The sequence below is a fragment of the Altererythrobacter epoxidivorans genome (assembly GCF_001281485.1).
GTDB lineage: Bacteria > Pseudomonadota > Alphaproteobacteria > Sphingomonadales > Sphingomonadaceae > Erythrobacter > Erythrobacter epoxidivorans.
Genome location: NZ_CP012669.1, coordinates 316,841 through 334,006, shown reverse-complemented (window position 1 = coordinate 334,006; position 17,166 = coordinate 316,841). Strand labels below are relative to the sequence as shown.

Genomic DNA, 17,166 nt, shown 5'->3' with positions numbered 1-17,166 from the left:
AAGAAGGAGATTCCCATGCGAATTCTGGTCGCCCTGTCGATGGCTTCGATGGCAGTTGCATGTACAACCCCTGCCATGGAGACTCCTCAGGACCCGCCGCAAGTGATGGGCGACGGCGTTTGCGACGCCTCAGGCCTGCAAGGGCACATCGGGCACAAGGCGACGGCTGAAAGCGGCGCGATCCTGCTGAATGAGTCAGGTGCTGCAAAGCTGCGCTGGATACCGCCGGATTCGGCAGTCACGATGGACTACCGCAAGGACCGCTTGAACGTGTCCTATGACCGCGAGATGACCATCACGAAGATCAGCTGCGGCTGATCGGTCCCATGCAGGCACGAAAGCATGCCTTCTCGGGTTCACCGTTCGAGGAACAATTCGGCTTTTCGCGCGCGATCCGGGTCGGGGACACCATAAAGGTCGCTGGCACCGGGCCGATAGAGGATGATGGCACGTCGACGGCAGGGGGTGTCGCTGAACAGGCCGAGCGCTGCTTCACCCTGATCCTTCGTGCGATCGAGCAGCTCGGAGGATGTGCCGACGATGTGGTTCGCACGCGAATGTTCCTGACCGATTTCGACGATCAGGGTGCGGTCGGCGAAGTCCACGCGCGCTTCTTCGGCGAGGCAAGACCGGCTGCCACTATGGTCGGCGTTTCGTGGCTTTGCCGGAAGGAATGGAAGATCGAAATCGAAGCGGAAGCAATACTCGCATGAATAGGATTTTTCGTTGGGCAGCGGCGCTCTGGCTGGCCGCCTTGGCCCTCTGCGGGCCCCTAGGCGCGCAGGACCCCGCATCGCCGCAGGACGACAAGCGCGTAGCGCTGACCTTCGACGATATCCCGCGCCAGAAGGGTGCCTTTTTCACGCCCCAGGAGCGCACCGAGAAGATCCTCGCCGCCTTGCGCGACGCCTCGGTCGGGCAGGTCGCGTTCTTCATCAATCCGGGCCGACTGGACACGCCCGATGGCGCCGATGGCGAGGCACATATCAGCGCCTATGTTGCGGCAGGCCATGTCATCGCCAATCACAGTTTCAGCCACCAACACCTCAGCAAGAGCACTGCCGAGGACTACCTCGCCGATATTGACCGCGCAGAAGATTGGCTTCGCGGTCGGGCCGGTTATCGGCCCTGGTTTCGATTTCCCTATCTCGACGAAGGCGCTGGCAACAAAGCGAAGCGCGATGCGGTGCGTGCAGGGCTGAAGGAGCGCGGCCTCGCCAATGGCTACGTCACTGCCGACGGCTCGGACTGGCATCTCGAGTTCCTGACAATCGCCGCGCAGGAACAGGGCAAGCCGATAGACATGAAGCAGCTGCGTCGGCTTTATATTGCGGCGCAGATGAGCGCGCTCGAGTATCACGACCAGCTTGCGCGCGACACGCTGGGGCGCTCACCCGCGCACGTCCTGCTCCTGCACGAAACCGATCTCGCCGCGCTGTTCCTGCCCGACCTGGTCGCCGAGATGCGCAAGCATGGCTGGCGCATCATCAGCCCCGACGAAGCATATCGCGATCTGATCGCGTCTGCAGAGCCCGATGTTCCTTATGCATGGGGTACCTTGACGGGGTCGATGGCGTGGGAGAAGGACGTGCCGCCTCCACTATCCCCCATCTGGATCTCGACTGGTATGATGACTTACCTGTTCGAGACACGCGTAATCAAAGCCAAACTGGACACCGAATGACTTCCCAATTCCAGCTTACCGACGACCAGCTTGCGATCCAGGAAATGGCGCAGCGGTTCACCGCCGACAACATCACCCCTTTCGCAGCCGAGTGGGACGAAAAATCGCATTTCCCGCGCGACGTCATCCAGCAAACAGGCGAACTCGGCTTCGGTGCTATCTACGTGTCCGAGGAATCGGGCGGCATCGCGCTCGGCCGGCTCGAGGCCGCGCTGATCATGGAAGCCATGGCCTACGGCTGCCCGGCAACCAGCGCCTATGTGTCGATCCACAACATGGCAGCATGGATGATCGACCGCTTCGGCAGTGACGATCTCAAGGCGAGATACCTGCCCAGGCTCGTCACGATGGAGCACCTCGCCAGCTATGCCCTGACGGAACCGGGCTCGGGCTCCGATGCTGCAGGCCTCAAGACGACAGCCGTGCTCGACGGCGATCATTACGTGCTCAACGGAACGAAGCAGTTCATCAGCGGCAGCGGCTTCAACGACATCTATGTCGTGATGGTCCGTACCGGCGACCACAAATCGAAGGGCATTACCTGCCTCGTGGTCGAGAAGGACACCCCCGGCCTCAGCTTCGGCAAGCCCGAGAAGAAGCTTGGCTGGAACGCCTCGCCGACGGCGCAACTGATCTTCGAGGATTGCCGCGTGCCGGTCGCCAATCGCGTCGGGGCCGAGGGCGAAGGTTTCGGCTTTGCCATGGCCGGCCTCGATGGTGGACGCCTGAATATCGGCGCCTGTTCGCTTGGGGGTGCGCAGCGCTGCCTTGACGAAGCGGTGAAATATACGAAAGAGCGCCAGCAATTCGGCCAACCGATCGCCGATTTCCAGAACACGCAGTTCATGCTCGCCGACATGGCGACCGAACTGGAGGCGGCGCGTGCATTGCTCTACCTCGCGGCATGCAAGGTTACCGAGAATGCACCCGACAAATCGCGCTTTTCCGCCATGGCGAAACGCCTGGCGACCGACAGCGGCAGCAACGTCGTCAACAACGCGCTCCAGCTGTTCGGCGGTTACGGTTACCTCCGGGAATACCCGATCGAACGCTTCTGGCGTGACTTGCGCGTACACTCGATCCTCGAAGGCACGAACCAGGTCATGCGTATGATCGTTGGCCGCGACCTGCTGCGCCAATGAACATGCTCAAGCTGTCGATGATTACACTGGTCGTACCCGATTACTACGAGGCGATTGCCTTCTACGAAGGAGCACTCGGCTTCGAAGTCGTCGAGGATACGGATATGGGCAAAGGCAAGCGCTGGGTCGTCGTGGCCGCAGCCGACGGTTCGCACATACTCCTCGCCAAGGCAGCGGATGAGGCACAGGAAAAGGTCGTCGGCAATCAGACCGGTGGCCGTGTAGGTTTTTTCCTCGAAACCGACGATTTCGCCGCGTGTTACGAACGCTTCCGCGCACGAGGGGTGGCATTCGAGGAAAATCCCCGCAGCGAGGCATATGGCACGGTGGCCGTCTTCACCGATCCCTTCGGCAACCGTTGGGACCTTATCGAACATAGGAAAGCGGCATGACCGACGAAGTCCTGATCCACAAACACGGCCGCGTCGGCCACATCTCGCTCAACCGGCCCAAGGCGCTTCATGCGCTTACGCTCGACATGTGCCACGCGATGAGTGCAGCCTTGTCCCAATGGGCCGAAGATGACGAGGTCGAAGCGGTAATCCTCGACCATGCCGAAGGTCGCGGTTTCTGTGCAGGCGGCGACATTGCATTCCTGCGCATTTCTGCTCTCAACGATGGCGGCGTATCTGGCCGCAAGTTCTTCCACGATGAATACCAGCTCAATCACCAGATGATGACCTATGCGAAGCCGATCGTGGCTTTCATGGATGGCATCACGATGGGCGGCGGGGTCGGGATCGCCCTTCCCTGCAAATTCCGTGTGGCAACCGAAAATACCCGCTTCGCCATGCCCGAAACCGGCATCGGACTGTTCCCGGACGTAGGCGGTGGATGGCACCTTTCGCGTCTCGGGGGCAGGCTGGGCCAGTTCCTTGCGCTGACGGGCGCTCGCCTTGATGGGGCCGAATGCCTGTGGGCTGGGATCGCGACACACTATCTGCCCAGCGACATGGTCGCCGAAGCGAAGTCGCGCATCATCGAAAAGCCCGGACGTATCAGCGGCGTGCTGGCGGAAATGCCGGGTTCTCCGCCCAAGGCCCGGATCGAGGCCAATGCCGACAAGATTGCGAAGCACTTTGCCTCGGACCGTTACGAGGACATTCTCGCCAGCCTTGAGGCAAGTGATGACGAGTGGGCGGTGAAGGAGCGGGATACGCTCGGCACGAAGAGTCCCCAGACGTGCAAGGTTGCGCTGAGGCAGCTTGCGGAAAGCATGAAATTCGACGATTTCGCGGACAACATGGTGATGGAATATCGCATCGCCTCTCGCGTGCTGACCCGCCCCGACTTTGCCGAGGGCGTTCGTGCCGTGATCACCGACAAGACGAACGATCCCAAGTGGGACCCGGCAACGCCCGAAGACGTGAGCGAGGAACTGCTCGACAGCATCTTTGCCCCGCTTCCCGCAGACGAGGAATGGAAACCCCTATGAGCTACGAAAACATCACCGTCGAAACCAATGCCAGTGGCAATGACGGCGTCACTCTCATCACGCTCAACCGCCCGCAAGCGCTTAACGCGCTCAATTCGGAAGTCCTGGGAGAGTTGATCACGGCTTTTGCCGAATACCAGGCCGATGCGAGCCAGCGCTGTGCAGTGCTGACGGGCTCGGGCGAGAAAGCTTTCGCTGCGGGCGCCGACATCAAGGAAATGAGCGAGAAGGCCGCGGCTGACTTCTATCTCGAGGATTTCTTCAGCCCGTGGACGAGCGAGATCGTCAGGAAAACTCGCAAGCCGTGGATCGCCGCGGTCAATGGCTTTGCGCTGGGCGGCGGGTGCGAGCTTGCCATGATGGCCGACTTCATCATCGCCAGCGAGAATGCAAAATTCGGCCAGCCGGAAATCAACCTCGGCGTCGCCCCGGGAATGGGCGGATCGCAGCGCCTGACCAAAGCCATCGGCAAATCGAAAGCGATGGAAATGTGCCTTACCGGCCGGATGATGGGTGCCGAGGAAGCCGAGCGCAGCAATCTCGTCGCCCGCGTCGTTCCGCACGGCAGCCTGCTCGAAGAAACGCTCAAGACCGCCGCGACGATTGCCAGCAAGCCGCCGATGGCCGCGATCGCAAACAAGGAAATGGTCAACGCAGCCTTCGAAACCAGCCTGGAACAGGGGCTGATCATCGAACGCCGTATTTTCCAGATCCTGACTGCAAGCGAGGACAAGCATGAAGGCATGGCCGCCTTCATCGAAAAGCGCGAAGGAAAGTGGAAAGGGCGTTGATCCGAGCGCCTGCTAACCGATCTCTTCCAGTATCGAGGCAAGCCAGTCGCGCGGTGCCTGGCGCCTGCCGATATCGGCAACGAACTCCTGTCCGCGCGCCACGGCTTTTAGCCGCTTGCCGTGCAGCCAGCGTTCGGGCTTGTCATGATAGGAAAGCCCACCGCGCCTGAGCCATTCGGGCCGGTGCCACAAGGTCGGCGGTCCGCCAGCTACCGTCAGACGCAATGCGTTGCTCGCCCGAGCTGCCACCTTGCCCGGACCGCGGTAGATGACATCGTTCCTGTGATGCATTGCGAGGGCATGCGGATGTGAGATCGCAAGCAATTCCTCCGGCGCGCCATGGGCCAGTGGTACGATTTCCTCGACTTTCAGATAGCCGAAAATGCGGTGGTGTGGCTCACCGCTCTCCTCCTCCCGGAACAGCCCGAAGAACAGGAATACGTCGCCGATGCCAACGCCCTGACGCTCAAGGTGGGTTTGAGCTGCGCCGCATTGCCCGAACAGGCATTCACCGGCATCCGTGAACATGGGATCGTGATGGCAAAGGTCATCAGGTCCGAACTTGCCGCGGCTGGCGGCTGCGGCATGCGCACCCAGGCCCAGGGCGCCATAGGTCGTCGCGCTGGCCGCGCCCGCCGGGATCGGCAGGCTTAGCGGACGACCGTTGACGATCGGCGATGCGCCGCCACCGGCAGCGCTGTCGAACCCCTTGCGGCTGAAGACGATGCGCATGGCCTGCCCGCAGCGGGCGGGATCAGCTCCCGCCCTGCTCGCTCAATGTAGGCGTTCCGGCCGGAGGCGCCGGTTCGTGCCAGGCCAACACCGGCTTTCGCGCAGCCTGTGTTTCGTCGAGCCTGCGGCGCGGCGCGTAATAGGGCGCCTGCTTCATGCTCTCATCGCCGGCCAGCGCACGCTCTGCGACACCGCGCAGCGCAGCGATGAACTGGTCGAGCGAGGCCTTGCTTTCGGTTTCGGTCGGTTCGACCAGCATCGCGCCATGCACCACCAACGGGAAATACATGGTCATCGGATGATAGCCTTCGTCGATCAGCGCCTTGGCAAGATCGAGCGTCGAAAGCCCTTCGGCAAAACCCTGATCTCCGAAGAGCGCCTCGTGCATGCAGGGACCACTTGCTGCGAACGGCGCGTCGAGCAGGTCTTCGAGGCTGCGCAGGATGTAATTGGCGTTGAGCACGGCGTCCTCTGCCACCTGCTTCAATCCATCGGCGCCGTGGCTGAGGATATAGGACAGGGCGCGGGTAAACATGCCCATCTGGCCGTGAAAGGCGGTCATGCGGCCAAATGCCTGCGTGTGACCGAATTCTGCTGCGTTCTCTTCTTCCGCCAGATGGACGACGCCATCGGCGGTCCGCGCGGTGAAGGGAAGCGGGCCGAACGGGCTCAATGCTTCCGACAGGACCACCGGGCCCGAGCCGGGGCCGCCGCCGCCATGCGGGGTGGAGAATGTCTTGTGAAGGTTGATGTGCATCGCATCGACGCCAAGATCGCCCGGGCGCACTTTGCCGACGATGGCGTTGAAGTTGGCACCATCGCAGTAAACGAAGCCGCCCGCTTCATGCACCGCATCGGAAATCGCTTTCATGTCACGCTCGAACAATCCGCAGGTATTGGGATTGGTGATCATGACTGCAGCGACATCGGGACCGAGCCGCGCCTTGAGCGCTTCCAGGTCAACGCGGCCATCCTCGTTCGCGGGAATATTTTCCACGCGGTAGTTGGCAAAGGCGGCAGTCGCCGGATTGGTGCCATGGGCACTTTCCGGCACCAGCACGACCTCGCGCGCATCTCCGCGCGCTTCGAGAGCGGCACGGATGCACAGGATCCCGCAGAGCTCGCCGTGCGCCCCTGCCTTGGGGCTCATCGCAACCCCGTGCATTCCGGTCAGCTTCAGCAGCCATTCGGCCAGCTCGTTGATCACTTCCAGTGCGCCGCGCACCGTGCCTTGTGGTTGCAAGGGGTGGACATCGGCAAAGCCGGGCATCCGCGCGACCTTTTCGTTGAGGCGCGGGTTGTGCTTCATCGTGCAGCTGCCGAGCGGGAACAGACCAAGGTCGATGGCATAGTTCTGGCGGCTGAGGCGCGTATAGTGACGCACCGTTTCCGGCTCGGTCAGGCCGGGAAGTCCGATAGTTTCGTTGCGCGCGAAACTTCCGAGGCGGCTTCGTCCCTCGGAGATTTCAGGCAGGTCGACACCAGTAGTTTCGGCATGGCCGATCTCGAAGATCAGCGGTTCTTCGAGCATCAACGCCCGGTTGCCGGTTACCGTTGCCGGACCGTTGTGCATGCCGTCTTCGCTAGCATTCATTTCCGGCTTCCAGCCGCTCTTGTTCGGTGCGTTCATGACAGCGCCTCCTCGAGTGCGACGGCAAGGGTTTCGATATCTTCCTCGCTCGTCGTTTCGGTCACGGCGACAAGCAAGCTGTCGGAAAATTCTTCGACCTGGGGGTAGAGGCGGCCGAGCGAGACACCCGCGAGCACGCCCTGGTCCGCGAGATCCCTGACGACCTGCCGAGCATCAGCTTCAATGCGAATAGTGAATTCATTGAAGAACAATTCGTTGAGCACGGTAACCCCCGGAACCCTGGCCAGGCGATCGGCAGCAATGCAGGCGAGCCGGTGGTTTTCGGCAGCGAGGCGGCGCAAGCCCTTTTCGCCGAGCAAGGTCATGTGCACGCTGAAAGCCAGCGCGCAGAGGCCCGAATTGGTGCAGATGTTCGACGTCGCCTTCTCGCGCCGGATGTGCTGCTCGCGCGTGGAAAGCGTCAGCACGAAGCCGCGCTTGCCCTCTGCATCGACAGTTTCGCCGCACAGACGACCAGGCATTTGCCGCACGTGCTTGGGATCGCGCACTGCGAACAGGCCGAGGAAAGGTCCGCCGAACTGCAGGCCGACGCCGATCGCCTGCCCTTCGCCAACGACGATGTCGGCGCCGAGTTCACCCGGACTCTTGATCGCGCCAAGCGCCACAGGCTCGGTATTGACTGCGACCAGCAGAGCACCCTTGGCATGGGCAGCTTCGGCGATTTCGGTCAGGTCGGGAATGCGGCCGAGGATGTCGGGATACTGCACCACGACGCAGGCAGTGTCCTCATCGATGCGGGCGATCAGACCGACATTGTCGGGACTCGGCTGGATCGAAGGCGAACTGTCGGCGATCGTATCGCCGGTGAACTTCGCCATCGTTTTGACGACTTCGGTGTAGTGGGGGTGAAGGGCGCCCGACAACACCGCCTTATTGCGGCGGGTCACGCGGGTGGCCATGGCAACCGCCTCCCAGCACGCAGTAGAACCGTCATACATCGATGCGTTCGCCACGGCGCAGCCGTAAAGCTTCGCCACCTGTGTCTGGAATTCGAACAGCATCTGCAGCGTGCCCTGCGCGATTTCCGGCTGGTAGGGCGTATAGGCTGTCAGGAACTCGCCGCGCTGGATGATGTGGTCGACACTCGCCGGGACATGGTGGCGATAGGCCCCTGCCCCAAGGAAGAACGGTGCGTCGGCAGCGGCAAGGTTCTTCTTGCTGAGCAGGCGCATGTGCCGCTCGACCGCCATTTCACTAGCATGCATCGGCAGGCCGTGGATCGGGCCGTCGAGACGAGCTTCCTCGGGTACATCGACGAACAGGTCATCGATCGTAGAAGCACCGACCTTGGCCAGCATTTCGCTGCGGTCGGTATCGGTCAGGGGCAGGTAGCGCATGGGTTGTCGCCTTTAGAGGGAGTCGCAGAAGCTCTTGTAACCGGCTTCGTCCATCAGCCCTTCGAGCTGGCCGGCATCGCCCACGGTCATCTTGAAGAACCAGCCTTCGCCTTCGGGCGCGGTGTTCACGAGTGCGGGATCGTCTTCCAGTGCCGAATTTGCCTCGCTCACCTCGCCGTCGATCGGGGCATAGACATCGCTCGCCGCCTTGACGCTTTCGACCACTGCTGCATCGCCGCCCTTGGTCAGCGCGGTGCCGGGTGCAGGCAGTTCGACGAAGACGATATCGCCCAGCTGTTCCTGCGCGTAATCGGTGATGCCGACTGTCGCAGTGTCGCCGTCGACGTCGATCCATTCATGCTCATCGGTAAAGTAACGCGGCATTCTCAACTCCCTCGGAAATAGCGATGGGGGACAAAAGGCATGGGTGAAACGGTGGCAGCAAGTCGCTTGCCACGAACTTCGATTTCGAGCGCGGTGCCATGTTCTGCATGGACGGCCGCGACATAGGCCATCGCGATGGGTGCGCCGAGCGTCGGTGAAAAACCGCCGCTGGTGACCGTGCCGACCTTGCTGTCGCCAACGAAAACCTCGGCGCCTTCACGTGCAGGCATACGTCCATCGAGTTTCAGGCCGACCCACTTGCGCGCGGTGCCGTCTGCGATCTCGCGGTTGATCCGTGTCGCACCGGGATAGCCGCCTTCGGTCCGGCGGCGCTTGTTGATGCCGAACACCAGACCTGCTTCGATGGGCGAGGTTTCAGGCGAAAGGTCGTGGCCGTAAAGCGGCAGGCCCGCCTCGAGGCGCAGGCTGTCGCGCGCGCCGAGGCCGATTGGTTTCACTTCGGGTTCGCCGCACAGCAGGTCGGCGATTTCCGCCGCCGCATGGCCGGGGAGCGAAATCTCGAAACCGTCTTCGCCGGTGTAGCCAGCGCGGGCGATAGTCACGTCGTGGCCCGCGATGGTGAAGCGGCCGAACTTCATGAAGGTCAGAGCCGAAAGCGGGTACTCACCTGTCGCATGGCGCGCCAGCGCGTCTGCCGCCTTGGGCCCCTGCAGCGCCAGCAGCGCCTGCTCGTCGAGGTGGTTGAGGGTGATCTCGTCGGGCAGGTGTTCGCGCAGATGGCCGATATCGTCCCACTTGGTCGCGCCGTTGACCACGAGATACAGGCTATCCGGCCAACGCGAGACCATCAGGTCGTCGAGAACGCCGCCATCTTCGTCGAGCAGCAGCGAATAGCGTTGCTGGCCAAGCTTCAGGGTCGACAGGTCGATCGGCAAGACGGCTTCCACCGCGGCGTCGAGATCGGGACCCGAGAGCAGCAGCTGGCCCATGTGACTGACATCGAACAGGCCGGCACTGTTGCGGGTCCATTCGTGTTCGGCCACGATGCCTTCGTACTGGATCGGCATTTCATACCCGGCAAACGGCACCATGCGAGCGCCATGCGCGCGATGCCACGCGTCGAGTGGCAGCTTGTCCAGCGGCAGTTCTTCAGGAGTTTCGTTGTCGCTCAAATCGCATTCCCCGCTCAAGGCGCACGACGTCTCACGCTGAAACGTACGTTACGCGCCCCCTCTGTCGGGAAACCTGAGAGCTTAGCCGGATAGGTGATCCAGCCTTCCCCTTCGGTGGCAAGCCCCAGCCGGACCTGCGCTTTCCAGAGTGTCGATCGTATCGCGGTCCCTTTGCCTGAGAGTTTCCGGGGCGGTTGCTCCTTCGGCGCCTCCCGGGCTTGCAACCCGGTCGATCTCTCCCGCTGATACGTCCGCAGAATCGCTTCCGCGGCGACGGCTTCGCTCTGCTCTATTGCTGCGCGGCGGTCAATCGCCGTCGAGAGGCTAAATCCAATTGAGCCACAGGAGATAGAGCGCCGACAGCACGATCCATGTTCCGTCCAGCGTCTTGAGCCGCCGAGCGCCAAGCCACAGGGCAATCGGTCGGGCAAGGAAACCACCCAGCACAGCGCCAGGTCCGGCCAGCAGAACCACCTCCCACTGGATCGTGCCTGCATCGATATGCCAGATCGAGCCGGCGATGACGCTTACCGAGGATATGAGGCATGCCGCTCCGGTACATAGCAGCACCGGATAGTGGCGGATGAACAGGTAGAGCGCGACAAGCTCTCCCACCCCTACCGAAAACAGCGCAGTCAGGATTCCTCCTGGCACTGCGAGGCATAGCAGCACAGCCATATCGACACGCTCGAGGCGCTCCTTTTCCGGCTTCGCAAAATTGACCGTCCATGTGGATGCGACGAGCGCGATGCCGAGCAGGATGGAGAACGCCTTATATCCAAGCAGCACGGCGTTCTGATCGAAGGACGTAACTCGCTGCGTCAGCAGCATCGCGGGCAAGGACAGCGCGAGAACACCGAGCGCCACCACGAAGAAATCCCGGACCTGCACATTGGCATGCAATGCATCCGCCTGCGGTTGGTGAAACAGGCGATCCGTCCAGCGCAACGCCCCCATCGTCATTCCGAAGCTCTGGATACCCATCGAAACGCCGACGACCTGCAGCGGCGACAAATTCATTACGTTCCATTCGCGCAATGCATTGAAAACGGGAACGAAAACAACGCCTCCGCCTGTTCCCGAGGTATTCGCAATGATCGCTCCGACGACCCCGATACCGGGCAGGAACCACAATTCCGCAAGCAGGGACAAATCGTGCGGAACAAGCAGCCAGAGCGCGACATAGGCGAGCAACAACACGCTGCCGCCTAACGCAACCATCCGTCCGCGCGGCAGCGCACTCAGTCGAGATTGGGCCTCAGCCATCGCTCGGCCGTAGCAATATCGACGCCGCGGCGCGCGGCATAATCTTCCAACTGGTCGCGCCCTATGCGGGCGACCCCGAAATATTGCGCTTCGGGATGACCGAAATAAAACCCGCTGACGGCAGCGGTCGGCAACATGGCGAAATTCTCGGTCAACGACAGGCCTGCGTTCGAAGGCGCATCGAGCAGGTCGAACAGGATCGGCTTCAGGCTGTGGTCGGGACACGCCGGATAGCCCGGCGCCGGGCGGATACCGCGATACTGCTCCTTGATCAGCGCCTCGTTGCCCAGCTGTTCGCCCGGTGCATAGCCCCACAGGTCCGTGCGCACATGCTGGTGAAGGCGCTCGGCAAATGCCTCTGCAAATCGGTCTGCAAGCGACTTCAACAGGATGTCGGAATAATCGTCCTTTTCATCCTTGAAGCGGGCTGAATGCGGCTCGATCCCATGAATGCCGACGGCAAAGCCGCCGATCCAGTCACCTGCAGGATCGATGAAATCGGCAAGGCACATGTTCGCCCGGTCACGGCTTTTCTTTACCTGCTGGCGGAGGAACGGCAGCACCACATGCTCTTCCTGTTCTGCAAGGTGCAGCGTCACATCGTCCCCGTCGCGTGCGCACGGCCAGAAACCGCACACGCCCTTCGCCACCAGCCATTTTTCGGCGATGATCCTGTCGAGCATAGCATCGGCATCGGACTTGAGCGTTCGGGCGGTGTCGCCGACGATCTCGTCATCAAGGATCGCGGGATAATTGCCATGCAATTCCCACGCGCGGAAAAACGGCGTCCAGTCGATATATTCGCGCAGGTCCGCGAGGTCCCAGTCTTCGAATACATGGATACCGGGCTTCACGGGCGGCGCCGCCTTGTCGCTGAGATAGGCATCGTAATAATTCGCCCGCGCTTCCTCCAAAGTCAGGAGCACGCTCGGCGCCTTGCCCTCGCGCGCCTCGCGCACCTTGGCATATTCGCACGCAGTTTCTTCGACGAAGCCGGTCTTCTGCGTGTCGGAAAGCAGCTTCGATGCGACACCGACAGCGCGGCTGGCATCAAGGACATGTATCACCGGACCATCATACGCCGGATCGATCTTCAGCGCAGTGTGAACCTTGCTCGTGGTCGCGCCGCCGATCAGCAACGGTACGTGGAAGCCGGAGCGGGTCATTTCCTCTGCCACTGTCACCATCTCGTCGAGTGACGGCGTGATCAGGCCGGATAGCCCGATAATGTCGGCATCGTTGTCCTGCGCGCTCTTCAGGATGTCCTGCCAGGGCACCATCACGCCCAGATCGATGACCTCGTAGCCATTGCACTGCAGAACCACGCCGACGATGTTCTTGCCGATATCGTGAACATCGCCCTTTACGGTGGCCATGACGATCCGGCCCTTGGCCTTGGCGCCTTCTTCCTTCTCCGCCTCGATGAAGGGGATGAGGTGCGCCACTGCCTTCTTCATCACTCGGGCGGATTTCACCACCTGCGGCAGGAACATCTTGCCCGAACCGAACAGGTCGCCGACGACGTTCATGCCGTCCATCAGCGGCCCTTCGATGACTTCGATAGGACGGTCGAATTGCTGGCGCGCTTCTTCTGTGTCATCGACGACATAAGCGTCGATCCCCTTTACCAAGGCGTGTTCCAGCCGGCGCGCTACCGGCCAACCGCGCCATTCCTCTGCCGCTTTTTCGTCGGCGGCGCTCTTGCCCTTGAAGCTTTCCGCAAGTTCGATCAGCCGCTCGGTCGCATCCGGGCGGCGCATCAGGATCACGTCCTCGCACGCATCGCGCAGGGCAGGATCGATATCGTCATAGATATCGAGCTGGCCGGCATTGACGATCGCCATGTCGAGCCCTGCCGGGATAGCGTGATAGAGGAACACAGAGTGCATTGCCCGGCGAACAGTCTCGTTGCCGCGGAAACTGAAACTGAGGTTCGACAAGCCGCCGCTAGTCTTTGCATGCGGGCAGCGTGACTTGATCTCCGCCACCGCTTCGATGAAGTCGAGCCCGTAGCGGTCATGTTCCTCGATACCGGTAGCCACGGCGAAAATATTGGGATCGAAGATGATATCTTCGGGTGGGAAGCCGATGCCGGTGAGGAGATCATAGGCGCGCGCGCAAATCTCAACCTTGCGGTCTTTGGTATCGGCCTGACCCGTCTCGTCGAATGCCATGACCACGACTGCGGCGCCGTAGTCCATGCAGAGCCTCGCTTGGTGAAGAAATGCCTCTTCGCCTTCTTTCATGCTGATCGAGTTGACGATGGGCTTGCCCGAAACGCATTTCAGCCCCGCTTCGATCACCTCCCACTTCGAACTGTCGATCATCACCGGCACGCGGGCGATATCGGGTTCTGCCGCAATCAGCTTGAGGAAGGTTTCCATCGCAGACTTTGCGTCGAGCAGGCCTTCGTCCATGTTGACGTCGATCACCTGCGCGCCGTTTTCGACCTGCTGCCGAGCCACTTCGACCGCTGCGGCATAGTCGTCCGCCATGATCAGCTTCTTGAACCGCGCCGACCCGGTAACGTTGGTGCGTTCGCCGATATTGACGAAGCGGGCAGTGGAATTCGTATCGGTCATTTCAGGCGGCAATCGTGAATGGTTCAAGTCCGGCAAGCCGCATTTCGGGCTCTATTTGGGGGACCGGGCGCGGTTCGGTCACATTCTTCACCGCCGCCGCGATCGCGGCGATATGGGCCGGTGTCGATCCGCAGCAACCGCCAAGGATGTTGGCCCGGCCATTCTCCGCCCAGCGCTTGAGGAAGCTCGCCGTCGTTTCCGGCAGTTCGTCGTATTCTCCCATTTCATTGGGCAGGCCGGCATTGGGATAGGCCATCAAAAGCGTGTCCGCGACCTTGGCGAGCAGCTGCACATGCGGCCGCAACTGTTCGGCGCCGAAACTGCAATTGAGCCCGATCGTAACCGGTTTTGCATGGCGCATGGTGTTCCAGAATGCCTCGACCGTGTGCCCCGACAGGTTGCGCCCCGATAGATCGGTCAGCGTCAGCGAGATCATCAGCGGAATGTCGCGACCCAGATCGCGCTCCAGCTCCTTCACCGCCATGACCGCCGCCTTGCAGTTGAGCGTGTCAAACACGGTCTCGACCAGGATGAACTCCGCCCCACCTTCCAGCAATGCGGCAGCCTGTTCGCGATAGACCTCCTTCACCTCATCGAAAGTTACTTCGCGGAAGCCCGGATCCTCGACCTTGGGCGAAAGCGACAACGTCTTGTTGGTTGGTCCCATCGCGCCGCAGACGAAGCGCGGAATGCCGTCCTTCGCCGTCGCATCGTCGCACGCCTGGCGGATAATGCGGGCTGCGGCGACATTGATGTCATGGACGAGGCTTTCCGCACCGTAATCTGCCTGGCTGATGCGGTTGGCATTGAAGGTATTGGTCGCGAGCACCGTCGCACCTGCATCGATATAACTGTCGCAGATCGCACGGATGACTTGCGGCTGAGTCAGATTGACGAGGTCGTTATTCCCCTTCTGGTCGCGGGAAAGGCCGGTGTCGCCGGCGTAATCTTCTGCCGATAGCTTCGCCCGCTGGATTTCGGTGCCATAGGGACCGTCCTTAACCAGCACATGCTTCGAAGCCGCTTCGATCAGTCTTTCACGCGCGCTCATGCAGCGTCTCCCTTCGGGCGAAGGCCGAGCATGTGGCAGATCGCATAGCTGAGTTCGGCCCGGTTGAGGGTGTAGAAATGGAACTGGCGGACACCGCCTGCATAAAGCTTGCGACAGAGTTCTGCCGCGATAGTGGCACTGACCAACTGGCGGGCCTGCGGCCGGTCGTCGAGCCCTTCGAACAGACCCTCCATCCAGTGCGGGATCGCAGTGCCGCATAGGCCTGACATCCGCTGTACTGCAGCAAAGCTCAGCACCGGCATGACGCCAGGCACGATTTCGCCATCGATTCCGGCAGCGGCAGCGCGGTCGCGGAAGCGAAAGAAGCATTCCGGCTCGAAGAAGAACTGCGTGATCGCACGCGTCGCACCGGCGTCGAATTTCGCCTTGAGATTGTCGATGTCCGCCTGAGCGTCAGGGCTATCGGGGTGGACCTCCGGATAGGCGGCGACCGAAATCTCGAAATCGGCGATCTTCTTCAGGCCTGCAATCAGTTCGGCAGCATTGGCATAACCGCCCGGATAGGGGCTGTAGGTCGATTGTCCATCGGGCGGATCGCCGCGCAGGGCGACGATGTGACGGATTCCCTCTTCCCAGTAATGGCGCGCGACTTCATCGACCTGCTCGCGGGTCGCTTCGACACAGGTGAGGTGCGCGGCGGCAGGAATGCCCGCCTCGTTCTGGATGCGAACGACCTGCTGGTGCGTACGTTCACGTGTCGAACCACCCGCGCCATAGGTTACGCTGGCAAAACGCGGCCCCAGCGGTTTCAGCGTCTGGACGCTCTCCCACAGCGTGTCGGCCATCTTGTCCGACTTGGGCGGGAAGAATTCGAAGCTGACCGCGATGTCCCCCGGAAGGTCGGAAAACAGCGGCGTTTCAAGTGCGCGCTGCGCCTCGCGCATCTGGTTGAGTGTCGGGCTCATGCGCGAGCCTCCTTCCTTGTTTCGGCAATATCGGTTTCGCGGCGCTGGCCGATCCAGATCATGACGACGAGCTCGCCTCCTGCCAGTTCGATGGGCTGGCGCGCGGAAAACCCGGCATCGCGCAGCATTTGCCGCAACTGGCGATCCGAAAATCCGAGACGTGCGTGTGCATGGCGCTCGCGCAGTTCCTCTCGTCCGTGAGCGGCGAAATCGACGATGGCGATCCGTCCCCCCGGGCGGGTAACGCGGGCGGCCTCGGCAAGCGCTTCTGCCGGGTCCTGCGCGAAATGCAGGACCTGGTGCAGCAACACGGTATCGAACCGGTGCGCATCGAACGGCAATTCTGAAAAATCGCCCTGCACCAGTTCGACGCTTTCGGTCGGCAGGTGCTGGAGCTTTGCGCGCGCAATGCGCAGCATCTCGAGGCTCTTATCGAGCGCGACGATCCGTTCGGCCTTGGGCGCAAAGAGCTCTGCCATCCGTCCTGTGCCGGTACCGATATCCAGAACATCGCCGAGGGGTGCATCGTTCAACGCTTCCGTCAGTGCCTCTTCGACGAGCCGGTCGGGGCTGTGCAGGCGGCGAAGTTCGTCCCAGTCTTCCGCATGCCTTGCGAAATAGCCTTGCGCGGTCTGTTCGCGCGAAGACCGGATCGCAATCAGCTTGCGGCGGTCTTCTTCGCATTTCGCCGCGAAATCGGCATCCTCGCGCTCCGCGATAGCAAGCAATCGCTTGACCGCATCGACCAGAGGCGAGCCGCCATCACTGCCACCGGGTGCGCGCAGGAAAACCCAGCTGCCTTCGCGCCGCCGCTCTGCCAGACCGGCATCGCACAGGATTCCGATATGGCGGGAAACGCGCGGCTGCGATTGCTCCAGAACCTGCGCCAGTTCGCCCACGGCGAGTTCCATCGCCCCGAGCAAGCGCAGGATGCGCAGGCGGGTCGGATCGGCCAAGGCCCGGAAGATCGCGTCGACGTCCATCGCGACGGACATATAAAGGATCTTTTATATCTGTAAATCCGCAGAAGGCGACGGACAGGCGCCAGCCCG

The 17,166-nt window shown here is 61.7% G+C and carries 17 protein-coding genes and 2 riboswitches; of the genes, 7 read left to right on the top strand and 10 right to left on the bottom strand.

Features of this window, described 5'->3' with window-relative positions; translation table 11 throughout:
* The first annotated feature begins 15 nt into the window (after nt 1-15).
* From AMC99_RS01700 to AMC99_RS01670, 7 genes are read left to right on the top strand one after another with little or no spacing between them, the layout of a single operon-like run.
* Nucleotides 16-318, top strand: a complete 303-nt coding sequence (locus tag AMC99_RS01700) for an I78 family peptidase inhibitor (protein WP_083440045.1) — start codon at nt 16-18, stop codon at nt 316-318.
* An 8-nt stretch (nt 319-326) separates the two neighbouring features.
* Entirely contained in the window at nt 327-713 is a 387-nt protein-coding gene (locus AMC99_RS01695; RefSeq protein ID WP_061921971.1) for a RidA family protein, read from the top strand.
* Nucleotides 710-1,684 (top strand): polysaccharide deacetylase family protein, encoded by a 975-nt coding sequence (locus AMC99_RS01690; RefSeq protein ID WP_061921969.1) that lies wholly within the window; start codon nt 710-712, stop codon nt 1,682-1,684. Before AMC99_RS01695 ends, AMC99_RS01690 begins: the two co-directional genes overlap by 4 nt.
* Entirely contained in the window at nt 1,681-2,826 is a 1,146-nt protein-coding gene (locus tag AMC99_RS01685; protein WP_061921966.1) for an acyl-CoA dehydrogenase family protein, read from the top strand. The genes AMC99_RS01690 and AMC99_RS01685 overlap by 4 nt, the downstream gene beginning before the upstream one ends.
* Nucleotides 2,823-3,218, top strand: a complete 396-nt coding sequence (locus tag AMC99_RS01680) for a VOC family protein (RefSeq protein WP_232301468.1) — start codon at nt 2,823-2,825, stop codon at nt 3,216-3,218. Before AMC99_RS01685 ends, AMC99_RS01680 begins: the two co-directional genes overlap by 4 nt.
* Nucleotides 3,215-4,261, top strand: coding sequence for an enoyl-CoA hydratase/isomerase family protein (locus AMC99_RS01675; RefSeq protein ID WP_061921963.1), 1,047 nt, complete (start codon nt 3,215-3,217; stop codon nt 4,259-4,261). The genes AMC99_RS01680 and AMC99_RS01675 overlap by 4 nt, the downstream gene beginning before the upstream one ends.
* Complete coding sequence (locus tag AMC99_RS01670) at nt 4,258-5,052, top strand: enoyl-CoA hydratase-related protein (protein WP_061921961.1); 795 nt, start codon at nt 4,258-4,260, stop codon at nt 5,050-5,052. The genes AMC99_RS01675 and AMC99_RS01670 overlap by 4 nt, the downstream gene beginning before the upstream one ends.
* Nucleotides 5,053-5,064: 12 nt before the next feature.
* Here the strand turns inward: AMC99_RS01670 and AMC99_RS01665 are convergent, their stop codons facing one another.
* From AMC99_RS01665 to AMC99_RS01620, 10 genes are all read right to left on the bottom strand, one after another.
* On the bottom strand, nt 5,065-5,784 hold the full coding sequence (locus tag AMC99_RS01665) for an Nmad3 family putative nucleotide modification protein (RefSeq protein ID WP_061921959.1): 720 nt from the start codon (nt 5,782-5,784) through the stop codon (nt 5,065-5,067).
* A 22-nt stretch (nt 5,785-5,806) separates the two neighbouring features.
* Entirely contained in the window at nt 5,807-7,414 is a 1,608-nt protein-coding gene (gcvPB, locus tag AMC99_RS01660; protein ID WP_061921956.1) for an aminomethyl-transferring glycine dehydrogenase subunit GcvPB, read from the bottom strand.
* On the bottom strand, nt 7,411-8,772 hold the full coding sequence (gene gcvPA, locus AMC99_RS01655; protein ID WP_061921953.1) for an aminomethyl-transferring glycine dehydrogenase subunit GcvPA: 1,362 nt from the start codon (nt 8,770-8,772) through the stop codon (nt 7,411-7,413). The genes gcvPB and gcvPA overlap by 4 nt, the downstream gene beginning before the upstream one ends.
* A gap of 12 nt (nt 8,773-8,784) precedes the next feature.
* A complete protein-coding gene (gcvH, locus tag AMC99_RS01650; protein ID WP_061921950.1) occupies nt 8,785-9,156 on the bottom strand; it encodes a glycine cleavage system protein GcvH in 372 nt (123 codons plus the stop codon).
* A 2-nt stretch (nt 9,157-9,158) separates the two neighbouring features.
* Entirely contained in the window at nt 9,159-10,289 is a 1,131-nt protein-coding gene (gcvT, locus tag AMC99_RS01645) for a glycine cleavage system aminomethyltransferase GcvT (protein ID WP_083440044.1), read from the bottom strand.
* A gap of 51 nt (nt 10,290-10,340) precedes the next feature.
* Nucleotides 10,341-10,442: riboswitch (glycine riboswitch) on the bottom strand.
* Nucleotides 10,443-10,542, bottom strand: a riboswitch (glycine riboswitch).
* Between the two features lie 71 nt (nt 10,543-10,613).
* Entirely contained in the window at nt 10,614-11,555 is a 942-nt protein-coding gene (locus AMC99_RS01640) for a sulfite exporter TauE/SafE family protein (RefSeq protein ID WP_083440043.1), read from the bottom strand.
* Complete coding sequence (gene metH, locus AMC99_RS01635; protein WP_061927540.1) at nt 11,531-14,137, bottom strand: methionine synthase; 2,607 nt, start codon at nt 14,135-14,137, stop codon at nt 11,531-11,533. The genes AMC99_RS01640 and metH overlap by 25 nt, the downstream gene beginning before the upstream one ends.
* A 1-nt stretch (nt 14,138) precedes the next feature.
* Entirely contained in the window at nt 14,139-15,188 is a 1,050-nt protein-coding gene (locus AMC99_RS01630; RefSeq protein ID WP_061921945.1) for a homocysteine S-methyltransferase family protein, read from the bottom strand.
* Complete coding sequence (gene metF / locus AMC99_RS01625) at nt 15,185-16,114, bottom strand: methylenetetrahydrofolate reductase (RefSeq protein ID WP_061921942.1); 930 nt, start codon at nt 16,112-16,114, stop codon at nt 15,185-15,187. The genes AMC99_RS01630 and metF overlap by 4 nt, the downstream gene beginning before the upstream one ends.
* A complete protein-coding gene (locus tag AMC99_RS01620; RefSeq protein ID WP_061927538.1) occupies nt 16,111-17,097 on the bottom strand; it encodes an ArsR/SmtB family transcription factor in 987 nt (328 codons plus the stop codon). Before AMC99_RS01620 ends, metF begins: the two co-directional genes overlap by 4 nt.
* Between the last annotated feature and the right edge of the window lie 69 nt (nt 17,098-17,166).

Bases quoted from the DNA above. Each gene is read 5' to 3' on its own strand.
- AMC99_RS01700 (WP_083440045.1), top strand. From the start codon at position 16: ATGCGAATTCTGGTCGCCCTGTCGATGGCTTCGATGGCAGTTGCATGT.
- AMC99_RS01695 (WP_061921971.1), top strand. From the start codon at position 327: ATGCAGGCACGAAAGCATGCCTTCTCGGGTTCACCGTTCGAGGAACAA.
- AMC99_RS01690 (WP_061921969.1), top strand. From the start codon at position 710: ATGAATAGGATTTTTCGTTGGGCAGCGGCGCTCTGGCTGGCCGCCTTG.
- AMC99_RS01685 (WP_061921966.1), top strand. From the start codon at position 1,681: ATGACTTCCCAATTCCAGCTTACCGACGACCAGCTTGCGATCCAGGAA.
- AMC99_RS01680 (WP_232301468.1), top strand. From the start codon at position 2,823: ATGAACATGCTCAAGCTGTCGATGATTACACTGGTCGTACCCGATTAC.
- AMC99_RS01675 (WP_061921963.1), top strand. From the start codon at position 3,215: ATGACCGACGAAGTCCTGATCCACAAACACGGCCGCGTCGGCCACATC.
- AMC99_RS01670 (WP_061921961.1), top strand. From the start codon at position 4,258: ATGAGCTACGAAAACATCACCGTCGAAACCAATGCCAGTGGCAATGAC.
- AMC99_RS01665 (WP_061921959.1), bottom strand. From the start codon at position 5,784: ATGCGCATCGTCTTCAGCCGCAAGGGGTTCGACAGCGCTGCCGGTGGC.
- gcvPB (WP_061921956.1), bottom strand. From the start codon at position 7,414: ATGAACGCACCGAACAAGAGCGGCTGGAAGCCGGAAATGAATGCTAGC.
- gcvPA (WP_061921953.1), bottom strand. From the start codon at position 8,772: ATGCGCTACCTGCCCCTGACCGATACCGACCGCAGCGAAATGCTGGCC.
- gcvH (WP_061921950.1), bottom strand. From the start codon at position 9,156: ATGCCGCGTTACTTTACCGATGAGCATGAATGGATCGACGTCGACGGC.
- AMC99_RS01640 (WP_083440043.1), bottom strand. From the start codon at position 11,555: ATGGCTGAGGCCCAATCTCGACTGAGTGCGCTGCCGCGCGGACGGATG.
- metH (WP_061927540.1), bottom strand. From the start codon at position 14,137: ATGACCGATACGAATTCCACTGCCCGCTTCGTCAATATCGGCGAACGC.
- AMC99_RS01630 (WP_061921945.1), bottom strand. From the start codon at position 15,188: ATGAGCGCGCGTGAAAGACTGATCGAAGCGGCTTCGAAGCATGTGCTG.
- metF (WP_061921942.1), bottom strand. From the start codon at position 16,114: ATGAGCCCGACACTCAACCAGATGCGCGAGGCGCAGCGCGCACTTGAA.
- AMC99_RS01620 (WP_061927538.1), bottom strand. From the start codon at position 17,097: ATGGACGTCGACGCGATCTTCCGGGCCTTGGCCGATCCGACCCGCCTG.